This is a genomic window from Mitsuaria sp. PDC51 (genome assembly GCF_900113225.1).
Lineage (GTDB): Bacteria > Pseudomonadota > Gammaproteobacteria > Burkholderiales > Burkholderiaceae_C > Roseateles.
The window spans coordinates 1,349,814-1,362,830 of sequence record NZ_FOZE01000001.1 but is presented as its reverse complement, the minus strand read 5'-3'; the positions used below and the strand labels follow the sequence as shown (position 1 = coordinate 1,362,830).

Below are 13,017 nucleotides of genomic sequence, written 5' to 3'. Positions count from 1 at the left end.
TCTGCATCCCAACCCGAAACCGCTCGAAGCTGCGGACCGCGGTAGCCGTCATCAGAGGGGCATGGGGGTGGTGATCTGGCCCACCACCTCGCGCACGTGGAGCCAGTCCACGACGTTGCGCGCCACCCAGTCACCATCATCCAGCGGCAGGTCGTGGCCGGCGTGCTTGTGCAGCCGCAGTGGCGCCCCCCAGGCGCGGCTGATGGCCTGCGAGCAGCGCCAATCCACCAGCGAATCGCCCTGGCTGCACAGCAGCAGCATCGGCGGCTCGGGCTTGGCCAGGCTGGCTCTGTAGCGCGCTGCCGCCAGCAGCTGGCGCAGCGCGTTGCGACGGCGCACCGGGCGCCGTCGCTGGATGGAGACCCAGTCATCAATCACCTGGTCGGGCTGGCGCTGCAGCCGCGTCGTCATCTGCAGCACCTTGGCCTCGCGCCGGCGCAGGCTCAGCCGCGTCAGGCTCAGCATCAGCAAGGACCAGTAGTTCGACGGCCGCAGCCGCCTGAAGAAGGCGCTGAACGGCCTCAGGCTGGTGTTGATCAGCACGACGCCGTCGAGCTCGCCCGGATGCCGCGCCGCCCACTCGCTGGCGACCATCGCGCCCAGCGACATCGCCAGCACCTGGTACGGCGGCGGCACGCCGCGCCGGCGCAGTTCCGCGCGGCAGGCCTCCATCATCGCGTCCACATGGGTGGGACTGCTCTGCCGGTGCTTGTCGCCATTGCCGGGCAGGTCCAGCAACTCCAGTCGCGCATCGGGCTGCTGCACCAGCAACGCCCGCTGCAGGCGCGCCGGAAAGTCGCCCCAATGGCCGCTCTCGCGTGTCAGGCCACGCAGCAGCACCCAGGTGTGCATGCTCATCGGACCGTCCTCCGATACCAGCGGATCAACGCCTGCTCCCCGTGATCGATTCGTGTGTCCGGCCCCGGCAGCCACCGGAACGCGCTCTGCGTCGCGCGAGTCATGAAATCCATCCAAGCCATGTGCCGGCGCAAGACCCGTTGCTGTCGATGTTCGATCAGCGGGTTGAACATGCCGTGCCGGGAGAGTAGCTGGCGCGGATTTTTCTTGACCCACAGCCATGACCCCATTTCGAGCGTCATCGGCAGGAAGATCCCCCGATCAAGGGAGAGCGCCTCGTCGTACAGGTGATCCCACAGGTCGCCATGGGTCAGGTAATGCCGGCTCTGCGGCTCCATCACGTAGGGATGCGGGGACAGGCATTGATCGAGCACCTCGCACAGCGCATGAATCTCCGCGAGGTGGCGCATCGGCCGGCGCGTGCGCGCGTACGGGAACCAGATGCGGTCGCGCAGGCCGAAGCCGCTGTGAAAGTCGATGGACACCGCGACCGGCCGCCCCAGCAACTCCTCGCGGACGAAGCGGCACAGGGCCTCGCTCTCCGCCTCCATCGGCGCGCCGCCCGGGCCGCGGAAGAACGGCAGTTGCCGGGTCAGGCGATGCCCGCCGATCAGGAAGGGCACGCCGCGGTCGGCGTCCTGCGGCGCGTTGCGCATCAGGTCCACGCCTCGCGGGTTCGCGCGCGTGCCGGCCTGGACGCCGCCCGGATTGACCACGGGGAGGAACACCAGCCGCAGCGACTCGAGCTGCTGGTGCAGGCTCAAATCCCAGCGCAGCCGCCGCACCAGGCTGCCGAGGTAAGCCAGCACCACCTGCGCGCCGATGCGCTCCAGCCCATGAACACCGCCGATGAACCCGAGCGCAGGAACCGACGGATCGGGGTTGCCCAGGGTCACGCCGATCACCGGCAGCGCGCCGGCGGAGGTGGCGACGCTCGCCAACTCGCGGGCCTGCAGCATCGATCCCCCCTGATCGATCAGGCGCAGCAACTCCTGCAGTTCCGGCAGGGCGGCCGCGGCCCGCGGGGCCGCGTCGGTGGGAAGGACGGCCATGTCCGGGCGCTCGGGCTAAGGGTCGCGGGGAACCCGGCAGCGTAGGCGAGGAGGGGCGCGCTGACGATGGCCCGATCGGGCCGGGCCTTCACCCTCCCGGGGAGGGGCCGTCGCTCAGGCCTTGCCGGACTCGCGCCCGTCGGGCAGCAGGCAGGCGTCGACGACCTGCAGCTTGTTGTCGCGGGCGAAGTTCATGACGAAGTCCCAGGCCATCGGCTCGACCGACTTCAGCGCCTCGTTGACGATCACGCACTTCACACCGTTGACGACGCGCGGCACGCAGTAGGGGGAATAACCGAGGTAGGCGTCGCGGCCGCTGCGGGTGCCGCCGGGCCGAAAGCAGGACATGGCGCCAGCCAGACGTTCGGCCCAGTCGCTCGGGCGGAAGGTGCGACCATCCGTGGTGATCCCCTGGATGAACACTTCTCGCGGCTTGGGCTGCTCAGTCATTGGCTACTCGGTCTGCGTCCCGGCCCGCGGCGGCTGCGGCACTCCTTTGACGAGGGTCAACCGCGGCAGGCAAAACCGCTATTGTGCCTCGGATGTGTTGCGCCGCAGCACACAAGGCCTTCTGCTCGCCCATTGGTCAGCCGGCCTGCCGACGCTGTCCAGGAGGAATCTCCTCACCCGCCAGGGTCGACCCGTAGAATCGGCCGCTTTCCCCTGCCCCTCCTACTTCCTGGAGACTTGATGAACGCCCCGGACTCCTCGTTCGCCGCCCCGACCGAACCCCATGTGATGCAAACCTACGGCCGCCTGCCGATCGCCCTGTCGCACGGCGAAGGCGCCTGGGTGTGGGACACGGCCGGCCGACGATACCTGGACGGCCTGGGCGGGATCGCCGTCAACACCCTCGGACACAACCATCCGAGGCTGGTGGCGGCGCTGCGGGACCAGGTGGGCAAGCTGATCCACACCAGCAACTACTACCACGTCCCGCTGCAGGAGCAGCTCGCGGCCAGGCTCTGCGCGCTGTCGGGCCTGACCAACGTGTTCTTCTGCAACTCGGGCCTGGAGGCCAACGAGGCGGCGCTCAAGATCGCGCGCAAGTACGGCCATGACCGCGGCAACGCCAATCCCGAGGTGATCGTGTTCGAGAAGGCCTTCCATGGCCGCTCGATCGCGACGCTGTCCGCGACCGGCAATCCCAAGGTCCAGGCCGGCTTCGGCCCGCTGGTGCCGGGCTTCGTCCGCGTGCCGCTGAACGACATCGAGGCACTGCGCCAGGCGCTCGCCGCCCATCCCGGCGTGACCGCGATCTTCCTGGAGACCATCCAGGGCGAAGGCGGCATCAACGCCGCGCGCGTCGACTTCCTGAAGGACCTGCGCAAGCTCTGCGACGAGCACGACCTGCTGCTGATGCTGGACGAGGTGCAGTGCGGCATCGGCCGCACCGGCAAGTGGTTCGCGCACCAGTGGGCCGGCATCGTGCCGGACGTGATGCCGCTGGCCAAGGGCCTGGGCTCGGGCGTGCCGATCGGCGCGGTGGTGTGCGGCGACAAGGCCGCCAAGGTCTTCGGACCGGGCAACCACGGCACCACCTTCGGCGGCAATCCGCTGGCGATGCGGGCCGGCGTCGAGACGCTGGCGGTGATGGAGGCCGACGGCCTGCTGGCCAACGCCGCGACCGTCGGCGCCGAGCTGAAGGCGGCGATCGAGCATGGCCTGGCGGGCCTGCCCGGCGTCGTCGAGGTGCGCGGCCAGGGCCTGATGCTGGGCATCGAGCTGGACCGCCCCTGCGGCGTGCTGCTGACGCAGGCCATGGACGCGGGCCTGCTGCTGAGCGTGACGGCCGACAAGGTCATCCGCCTGGTGCCGCCGCTGATCCTGTCCAGCGCCGAGGCCGCGGAGATCGCGGCGCGCCTGGTGCCGCTGGTGAAGGCCTTCCTGGCCGCGCCGGCGACGACGCCATGAAGCCGGGAGACCGCCTCATGCGTCACTACCTGCAGTTCAAGGATCTGCGCGCGGAAGAGTACGCCCACCTGTTCGACCGCGCCGCGATCATCAAGCGGCGCTTCAAGAACTACGAGAAGTACCAGCCGCTGCAGGATCGCACCCTGGCGATGATCTTCGAGAAGGCCTCGACGCGGACCCGCGTCAGCTTCGAGGCGGGCATGTACCAGATGGGCGGCTCGGTGGTGCACCTGACCACCGGCGACAGCCAGCTGGGCCGCGCCGAGCCGATCGAGGACAGCGCCCGCGTGATCAGCCGCATGGTCGACATCGTGATGATCCGCACCTACGAGCAGACCAAGCTGGAGCGCTTCGCGGCGCACTCGCGGGTGCCGGTGATCAACGGTCTGACCAACGAGTACCACCCCTGCCAGATCCTGGCGGACCTGTTCACCTTCATCGAGCAGCGCGGCATGGACCGCCGCGGCGCGATCGACATGGACTGCCTGAAGGGCCGCGTGGTGGCCTGGGTCGGCGACGGCAACAACATGGCCAACACCTGGCTGCAGGCGGCGGAGATCTTGGGCTTCACGGTGCACGTGAGCACGCCCAGCGGCTACGAGATCGATCCGGCGGTCGCCGGCATCAAGGACACCCGCTGCTACAAGGTCTTCCAGGACCCCAAGGAAGCCTGCCGCGGCGCGGACCTGGTGACCACGGACGTCTGGACCAGCATGGGCTATGAGGCCGAGAACGAGGCGCGACGCGCCGCCTTCGCGGACTGGTGCGTCGACGCGGACATGATGGCCGTGGCCAAGCCGGACGCGCTGTTCATGCACTGCCTGCCGGCGCATCGTGGCGAGGAAGTCGCCGCCGAGGTGATCGACGGCCCGCAATCGGTGGTCTGGGACGAGGCCGAGAACCGCATGCACGTGCAGAAGGCGCTGATGGAGTACCTGCTGCTGGGCCGGATCGGCTGAGCGCGGACCACGCGTCCACCGGCACGACCAGGCCCGCCTCGCGCGGGCCTTTTTCCGTGCGGCGCGGCCGCGCTACTTCGCGACAGCGAGCGGCTTGAGCCCTTCCTCGTAGGAGCCCGCCGGATAGTGCTTCTGCACGGTCTTCCAGGCCGCGCCCGAACGCGCGCTGCGCTCGAGCGCGTCGGCGAGCAGTTCGCGGTCCTTCGCCACGAGGTGACGCGACAGGTAGATCCCGCTGTCGGTCCAGGTGAGCTCGGTCACCGGCTCCAGCCGCAGCCGCTCCAGCAGCGGTCGCGTGCGCGAGTCCTGCAGCAGCGTCCCCGCCAGGATCGAGGGCGCCATCACCGTGACGTCGGCCAAGCTGCGCTCCAGCGCGCGCACGACCGCCGCCGGATCGGCCTCGACCACCAGGCGGCGCTGCGCCTTGAGCGTCCTGAGCAGCTCCAGGTAGGGCTCGCCATAGTCGAAACCGCGCACCACCGCCACGCGCAGTTCGCGACGCTCGGCCAGCTCGGCCAGACTCTCGATCGGCGCGCGGTCGGAGGCCAGCGAGATCAGCAGCGCCCGGGCCTTCATCACCGGAATGAAGTCGCCGTGCAGGTCGCGCTTGGAGGTCCGGGTCGCCGGCACCAGGACGTCGGCGCCGTTGGCGGCAAACATCGCCTCGACGCGCGCCCGCGGCACGACGGTGAACTCGAACTGGCAGCCGGTCTCCGCGGCCACCTTGCGCATCAGCTCCGGGAAGACGCCGCTGACCTCGCCGCCCGAGGTCACCACGCTCATGCCGATGGGCGCCACCGGCACCCGGATCGGACGTGTGCAGTCGGCCCGCGCCGTCCCGGCGACCAGGCCCAGTGCGCAGAGCAGCCAGCCCGCGGCACGCCAGGGCGCACGCGTCCAGCGATCGATCGCCGCCGGCCCCGCGCACCTGCGCGCGGGCCGGTCCGGCCGCCCGAATCCCCACGTCGTCATCTTGTCTTCTCCCGTGCCGGCGCTGCCGCTGGCGACGGAGCCGTCCGCCCCCGCAGCGCGCCATGTCGCCGTCCAGGGTAGCAAAGCGCCGGCGCACCACAACGCGTGAAACCCGCGCCTCCCGCTGTTCATCGCCCATCCGAAGGGGGAGCACCCCCTCCGGTCTGGGGGCGGCCCTCCGGTTCGGGGGAGCCCCGGCCCGTGCCTTGCGCTCCAATGAGGGTGGCCCTCGCCCGGTCCTCGCCCAGTCCTCGCCAACATGCGAAGCTTGGCGTCAGCCGTCCGTGGCATCCTGTGCCTGCTCATGAAAACCGCTCTGATCTCCGACCTGCACGCCAACCGCCAGGCCTTCGAGGCCGTCCTCGAGCACGCCCGGCGGCAAGGCGCGGGGCATTTCGCCCTCCTGGGCGATTACGTCGGCTACGGCAGCGATCCCGGCTGGGTGGTGGACCAGGTCCGCGCGCTGCGCGCCGCAGGCGCGGTCGTCGTCGCGGGCAACCATGACCTGGGCGTCACCCAGGGGCCGCGTCCGACGATGAACGAGGACGCGCGCGCCGCCATCGCCTGGACGCGCGCGCGGCTGGCCGAGGACCAGTTGGCCTTCCTCGCCAGCCTGCCGATGGCCGAGGAAGAGGACGACTGCCTCTACGTGCACGCCAACGCCTTCGACCCGGCCGGCTTCGCCTATGTGCAAGGGCGGCTGGAGGCGATGCGCAGCCTGCACGCGACCGAGTGCCGCTACACCTTCTGCGGCCACATGCACGAGCCGATGCTCTACCACCTGTCGGGCACCGGCAAGGCGGGCGACTTCCGACCCCAGCCGGGCGTGCCGATCCCGCTGCTGCCCAACCGGCAGTGGCTGGTCATCCCGGGCGCCTGCGGCCAGCCCCGCGACGGCAACCCGGCCGCGGCCTATGCGCTGTTCGACCACGACAGCGAGGAGCTCAGCTTCCAGCGCGTCCCCTACGATGTCGAGGCCGCCGCGGCCGCGCTGCGCGCCGCGCCCGGCCTGCCCGCCGGCCTCGCGGACCGCCTCGCCCAGCGCCTCGTCGCCGGCCGCTGAATCGATGAACGACGCCACCTTGCCGCCCGCCCCGTCGCCTGCCCCCTCCCCGGTTTCACCGATCACCGCGCCGCTGCAGCCCGGCCAGGTGCTGGACGGCTTCGTGCTCGAGGCCCGGCTGCACCAGGGCGGCATGGCCAACCTCTGGCAGGTGCGACGGCAGTCCCCGGCGGACGCGCCTCCCGGCGAGGACTTCCCGCTGATCATGAAGGTCCCCCGCATCAAGGGCGGCGAGGACCCGGCCAGCATCGTCGGCTTCGAGGTCGAGCAGATGATCATGCCGGCGCTCAAGGGGCCGCACGTGCCGCGTTTCGTCGCGCGCGGCGACTGGCGCCGGCAGGCCTACATCGTCATGGAGCGCATCGAGGCCGAGAGCCTGCGCCCGCGCCTGGACCAGGCACCGCTGCCGCTGGTGGAGGTCGTGGAGATCGGCATCCAGGTCGCGCATGCGCTGACCGACCTGCACCGCCAGCACCTGGTGCACCTGGACATCAAGCCCAGCAACATCCTGCTGCGGCCCGACGGCACCGTGGTGCTGGTCGACTTCGGTCTGTCGCGCCACGACTTCCTGCCCGACCTGCTGGAGGAGGAGTTCTCGCTGCCGATGGGCACCGGGCCCTACATGTCGCCGGAGCAGGTGCAGTTCGTGCGCAACGACCCGCGCAGCGACCTGTTCGCGCTGGGCGTGATGCTCTACCACCTGTCCACCGGCGAGCGGCCCTTCGGCCAACCGAACTCGGTGCGCCAGCTGCGGCGCCGGCTCTATGTCGACCCGATCCCGCCGCGCGCGATCCGGCCCGAACTGCCGCCGTGGTTCCAGGAGATCGTGCTGCACTGCCTGGAGGTGCGTGCCGAGCGCCGCTACCAGAGTGCCGCGCAGCTCGCGCTGGACCTGCAGCGGCCCGACGCGGTGCCGCTGACGGCGCGCGCGCACAAGCTGCAGCGCAGCGGGCTGGTGCGGCGCTTCAAGCGCTGGTTCCTGGCGATGGGCGAGGAGCCGCGCGCACCGGCCTCGGTCGGCGCGCAGGTGGCGCGCAGCCCGGTGATCATGGCCGCCGTCGACGTCCAGGGCGCCACCCCGGCCCTGCTGGAGGAACTGCGCGAGGTCGTGCGCCGCCTGATGCAGACCGAGCCCGGCGCGCGCCTGGCCTGCGTCGGCGTGATGAAGACCAACCGCATCGGCATGGACGAACTCACCGACGCGCATGGCCGCAGCCACCATGTGCAGCAGCTGATCGCGCTGAAGAACTGGGCGCATCCGATGACGCGCGAGCTCGCGCTCGAGGACGGGCGGCTCACCTTCCACGTGCTGGAGGCGCCCGACGCCGCCGACGCGCTGATCGAATTCGCCGCCCGGACCGGCGTCGACCACGTCGTGATGGGCGCGCGCGCCAGCTCGATGATGCGGCGCTACCTGGGGAGCGTGTCGGCGCAGGTCGTCACCCAGTGCGCCTGCACCGTCACCGTCGTGCGCGAACCCGCGCTGCCCGACGACCCGCCGCCGCCCGACAGCCCCTTGATCAGCCCGTCGGCGTCCAACTGAGCCTCAGCCTGGGGGGCGTCCGCCCGCCATGTCCGTCACGTCCGTCACGTTCGTCACGTCCGCCATGTCCGACTTTTCCGACAACCCCTGCACCCGCTGCGGCGCCTGCTGCGCGAGCTTCCGCGTCGACTTCTCGCGCCATGAGCTGCAGAGCGAGGGCGGCAGCGTGCCGGACGGCCTGGCGGTGGAGGTCACCGACTCGACCTGCCGGATGCGCGGCACCGACCACGCGCGCCCGCGCTGCGCGGCGCTGCAGGGCCAGGTCGGCGAGCGCGCCGGCTGCGGCATCTACGAGTGGCGCCCGTCGCCGTGCCGGGAATTCGGCATGCGCGCGCCGCTGGGCCTGGGCGACGAGGGCTGCGCGCGGGCCCGCGCGCGCCATGGCCTGCCGCCGCTGGACGGCTAGAACTTCCCCAGCATGTTGAGGAAGACCCCGCGGCTGCGGTAGCTCAGGTCCGTCAGGTCGTCCGAGAAGTCGGTGAAGTTGTAGCCCAGCCCCACCTTGAAGTTCTCGTTGACGTGGTAGTACCCCGCCGTCAGCAGACCGGTCTTGCGCTCGCTCAGCTCGCCGGCCCGCAGCATGCGCAGCTCCAGCAGCCAGTCGTAGCGACGCACCACCTTCCAGTCCACCCGCGCGATCGCCAGCTGCGCGCTGCTCTTGAACCACGGCGCGCTGTCGTCGCGGCTGGGCCGCAGCTCGCCGACGCGCCACGCCAGCTTGCCGCCGATGGTCCAGCGCGCGCTGACGTCGTAGGTCGCATCCACCGCCGCCACCTGGCTGCGCTGCTGGTAGTCGATGCCGGTCGTGCTGACCGTCGTCTGCGTCACGTCGGTCGCCACCACCTGCCCCGGCGACGACAGGTCGTACAGGTAGGTGTACTTCAGCAGCACGTTCAGCTTGTCGTTGCTCACCGGCCGGAACGCGTAGCCCAGCACCGCCTCGGTGTACTTGGCCGCGGCCAGCGCGCTCGCCGCGCTGTCGCTGTCCGCCCAGTTCAGTTTGCCCAGCCAGCGCGCGTTCGGGCCGTCCTGCACGCTGACCGAGTTCTTCAGCAGCCAGCTGCGCCGCGTGTCCAGCCCCGTGCGATCGCGCCGGTACTCGACGCCGCCGGCGTACTTCAGGCTCGCATCGCTGAAGCCCACCGAGAAGCCGAGCGCTTCGCGATCGGTCTCCCCGGCGTTCTCCGCCTCCAGCCGCCCGTTCTCCGCGCTCACCGCCAGCGTCCAGCGATCGTCCGGCGCGTACTGCACGCCGTAGGCATGCGTCAGGCCGCTCAGCACGCCCGTCGTCTGCTTGTGCTCGGTGTACGCGCTCAAGCCATCGGCCAGGCGCGACTTGATGCCGCCGACCAGCGTGCCGCCGCGCGCGTTCAAGGTCTCGTCGGTGCGGCCGGTGTCCAGCGCGTAGGTGACGTAGACGTTGGAGCGGTCGTTGTACTGGTAGTCCACGCCCGCCTTGCCCGCCGAGCCGCCATTGCCGCCCGAGGCCTCGCCGCGCAGCGACAGCTTGTCGTTGACGCGATAACGCACGCCCGCGCCGAGCCGGTCGTTGTCCTGCCGCGTGCCGGTGCGGTCCACCGTCTTCTGGCCGAAGCCGTACACGCCCCAGGCCTCCCCGCTCTCGTAGTCGACCTGCACGGCCGCGTCAGTGCGCTCGCCGCTGACCACGCCCGAGCTGGGCAGCAGCGGCGAGGTGTTCACCGCATCGGTGGACTTGCGGTCGGCCCGCAGTCCGCCGCTGACCGTCCAGCGCTCATCGACGCGCCAAGCCACCTGCGCCTCGCCGGCATCGGTGTTGTAGCCGTTGAGCTCATCCTTGTGATCGCCCTTGAGCCGCAGCTCGACCTGCTCGCCCACCGGCGCGGTGAGGCTGACGCCGGCCTGCCTCGTCTCGTTGGACGCGACCTGTCCAGGCGTCGAGAAGCCCGCCTCGCGCAGCTGCGCATAGGCGCCGACATGCCCGCTCTTGGCCACGCCGAGATCGGTCAGATCCGCCTGCCCTTCGACGCGCCACGCATTCGCGCCGCGGGTGTCGCTGGCCAGCGTGTTCTGAGAGAACCCGAAGCCGCCATCGAGCGAGCTGGTCGTGCCGATGCCGGGGCCATCGCTGCGCGCGGCCTCGATCTTCAGCGTGGTGTTCTCGCTCTTGCGCAGCAGCAGGTCCACGCCGCCCAGGCGCTGGTCGCCGCCAGTCTGCTGCTGCTTCGCGGCGGTGATGCCGACGCGCACCGCGTCCGTCACCCACCACGCCGTCCGGCCGCCCACCGCCAGCGTGTCGAGATCGCCCGACAGCGGCGTGTACTCGTAGTCCACGACCAGGAAGGCCGGCTGGCCGCTGAGACCGCCCGCCCGCACCAGCTGGCCGTTGTCGGCCAGGCTGGGCAGCGGCGAGGTCAGCAGCACCCGCCCTTGCAGGTAATCGACGTCGTAGTCGCTGCCCGGGATCAGCGCGCGACGCTGCAGCACGAAGCCGGAATCGCGATCGCGGATTTCCAGCCACACCTTCTCGGCGCCGCGGCTCACGTCCTGATGACGCAGGTAGTACAGCGAGCCGCCCGTGCCGCGGAACTCCTCGCGCGCGGCCAGCGTGCCGGGCTCGGCCGCGTACAGGTCGGCGGTGAAGCGCGCGTCGCCGAAGCTGGTCGCCTCCTCGCCTACGAGGTGCCCCTTCAAGCCATACAGCCCGCGGTTGATCTGCGCCAGCGTGTTGTCGGCGCCCAGGTTGATCTTGAAATTGCCCCACATCGCATGCGAGCGGCCATCGTCCACGCGCAGGTACATGCGTCCCTGCGTGGGCGCGTCCTCGACGCTGGTGGAGTCGTCGCCGAAGGTGCCCCAGCTGTCCACCGGATCCATGCGGCGGAACAGCGAGGTCGGGTCCTTGCGGTCGAGGTTGCGGAAGAGCTCACCCAGCGGGCGCTCCTCGGTGTCGACGCTCGCGGTCAGCGTCCAGCGCTCATCGAGCATGCCCTTGCCGTAGAAGGCCAGGCGCCCTTCGGTCCAGGTGTCGTTGTTGTAGCGGTTGCGCTCCTGCGTCACCAGCGCGGCGGGGCCGGTCGTGCGGTCATGGCCGATGGTGAGATCCGCCTGCCCGACGAAGAAGAAGTCCCGCGGCGGCAGCTCGAAGTCGCGGCGATAGATCCGCTCCTGGCCCTCGGCGCCGCGCACGACGATCTCGCCGGTCTGCACGCGGCGCGGCACCAGCTGCTGCATCACGAAGCGGCCCTGCGCGTCGACCGGCACCGCCAGTCCGAGCGCCCTCACCTGCTCGCCGGCCGCGATGCCTTCGCCGCTGGCCGTCACCGTGCCGCCGGTGATCGGGATGTTGGCGATGGACAGCCGGCTCTCGCCATAACCCGCCAGCAGGCGCTGCGCCTCGGTCGGCTCCTGCTCGAAGCCCGGCGCATGCCGATCGGCCAGCGCCAGCGGGACGTCGTCGGTCTCGTCGAAGCGGCCATCGCGGTCATAGACCCGCACACGCCAGTACAGCTTGCGGCGCGCCATCGGCCCCTGCGCCCACTCGGCGGGCACGGTCCATGTCGCGCGCAGCTCGCTGTCCAGCGGCACCGTGGCCAGCAGCTGCGGCCGCATGTCGCCATCGGCGCTGAACACGCGCAACTCGGCACGCGTCAGGAACAGCCGGTAGTTGCTGTAGCCGCTGAAGCGCACCGTGTCGCCGGGCACCGCGGTGGCGGGCCAGGCGGTGCCGTTCAGGCGGCGCAGCTGCACGAGGTTGTCGTACTGCAGGCGCAGCCGGTCGCGCTCGAGCCGCACGTCGATGCAGCGCTGGCGGTCGGCGCTGGAGCTGTCCGCGCCCACCACCGGCTGGCCGTCGATCGTCAGGCGCAGCGCCGCGTCGTCGGGCGCATACGGCGTCAGCATGCCGCAGGCGCTCGGGTCGACCAGCGTCACGCTGGACACGGTCTCCACGGTCGCGGGCACCGTGTCCTTCCAGTAGACGCGCACCTCGACGCGCCGGTTGGCCGACCAGTTCGCCCGGTCCTCCCGCGGCGAGGCCAGCGGCTCGTCGGGGCCGCGCGAATCCGCCACGTAGGCGTTTGCCGGCAGTCCCAGTTGCTGCGTCAGATAGCGGCCCACCTGCTGTGCGCGCGCCAGGCCGAGCGCATGGTTGTCGGGAAAGCGCGGACGCAGTTCCGGCTTGATGCGCTGCACGTCGGTGTGGCCGACGATCTCGAAATGCAGACCTTCGCGGCCGCGCACCTGCGCGACGATCGCGTCCAGCCGCGCCTTGTCCTCGGGCTTGAGCAGGTCCTCGCCCGAGTCGAAGTGCGGCGTGTGCGACTCCTCGCGCGGCTGCTCGGTGCCGGGCACGGTGCGCGTCGTCTCTTCGCGCCGCTGCTGCAGCGCGCGCGGGTCGCCGAGGATCACGGTGAGCTTGGGCAGTTCGCGCTCGCTCGAAGCCGGCAGATGATCGCGGCCATCGATCTCGACGGCGCGCACGTCGGCCGCGCAGCGATCGCTGAAGCGGCCGCGTGCGTCGGCGCGGCAGGCGCCGCCCTCGCGGGTCGCGTCCTGCGCCGCATCGCGGGCGGCGCCGGAGGCTGCCTCTTGCGCCGTGGCCGGCAGCCCGATGGCCAGGCAGGCGGCGGCCGCGGCGCTGGCCAGCGCCGCGCGGGGGAAGGTGGATCGGGTCAT

The 13,017-nt window shown here is 71.0% G+C and carries 10 protein-coding genes; 5 read left to right on the top strand and 5 right to left on the bottom strand.

What is annotated here, in order from left to right:
• Nucleotides 1–51: 51 nt before the first annotated feature.
• From BM393_RS05995 to BM393_RS05985, 3 genes are all read right to left on the bottom strand, one after another.
• A complete protein-coding gene (locus tag BM393_RS05995) occupies nucleotides 52–858 on the bottom strand; it encodes an alpha/beta fold hydrolase (RefSeq protein WP_310732145.1) in 807 nt (268 codons plus the stop codon).
• A complete protein-coding gene (locus tag BM393_RS05990) occupies nucleotides 855–1,910 on the bottom strand; it encodes a M14 family zinc carboxypeptidase (RefSeq protein WP_091723468.1) in 1,056 nt (351 codons plus the stop codon). The genes BM393_RS05995 and BM393_RS05990 overlap by 4 nt, the downstream gene beginning before the upstream one ends.
• Nucleotides 1,911–2,024: 114 nt before the next feature.
• Complete coding sequence (locus BM393_RS05985) at nucleotides 2,025–2,360, bottom strand: DUF3579 domain-containing protein (protein WP_091723465.1); 336 nt, start codon at nucleotides 2,358–2,360, stop codon at nucleotides 2,025–2,027.
• Between the two features lie 240 nt (nucleotides 2,361–2,600).
• Here BM393_RS05985 and BM393_RS05980 point away from each other — a divergent pair, with 240 nt between their 5' ends.
• Both BM393_RS05980 and argF read left to right on the top strand, forming a co-directional pair.
• Nucleotides 2,601–3,824: an aspartate aminotransferase family protein gene (locus BM393_RS05980; RefSeq protein WP_091723463.1), complete on the top strand. Its 1,224-nt coding sequence runs from the start codon at nucleotides 2,601–2,603 to the stop codon at nucleotides 3,822–3,824.
• Complete coding sequence (gene argF / locus BM393_RS05975) at nucleotides 3,821–4,783, top strand: ornithine carbamoyltransferase (protein ID WP_091723459.1); 963 nt, start codon at nucleotides 3,821–3,823, stop codon at nucleotides 4,781–4,783. Before BM393_RS05980 ends, argF begins: the two co-directional genes overlap by 4 nt.
• A 72-nt stretch (nucleotides 4,784–4,855) precedes the next feature.
• On the opposite strand, the gene BM393_RS05970 is transcribed toward argF, so the two are convergent.
• A complete protein-coding gene (locus BM393_RS05970) occupies nucleotides 4,856–5,755 on the bottom strand; it encodes an ABC transporter substrate-binding protein (protein ID WP_175538204.1) in 900 nt (299 codons plus the stop codon).
• Nucleotides 5,756–6,059: 304 nt separating this feature from the next.
• Here BM393_RS05970 and BM393_RS05965 point away from each other — a divergent pair, with 304 nt between their 5' ends.
• From BM393_RS05965 to BM393_RS05955, 3 genes are all read left to right on the top strand, one after another.
• Entirely contained in the window at nucleotides 6,060–6,818 is a 759-nt protein-coding gene (locus BM393_RS05965; protein WP_091723454.1) for a metallophosphoesterase, read from the top strand.
• Nucleotides 6,819–6,822: 4 nt separating this feature from the next.
• Nucleotides 6,823–8,361 (top strand): bifunctional serine/threonine-protein kinase/universal stress protein, encoded by a 1,539-nt coding sequence (locus BM393_RS05960; protein ID WP_091725102.1) that lies wholly within the window; start codon nucleotides 6,823–6,825, stop codon nucleotides 8,359–8,361.
• Nucleotides 8,362–8,425: 64 nt separating this feature from the next.
• A complete protein-coding gene (locus tag BM393_RS05955) occupies nucleotides 8,426–8,767 on the top strand; it encodes a YkgJ family cysteine cluster protein (protein WP_091725100.1) in 342 nt (113 codons plus the stop codon).
• On the opposite strand, the gene BM393_RS05950 is transcribed toward BM393_RS05955, so the two are convergent.
• Nucleotides 8,764–13,017, bottom strand: a complete 4,254-nt coding sequence (locus BM393_RS05950; protein WP_175538203.1) for an OmpA family protein — start codon at nucleotides 13,015–13,017, stop codon at nucleotides 8,764–8,766. The genes BM393_RS05955 and BM393_RS05950 overlap by 4 nt on opposite strands.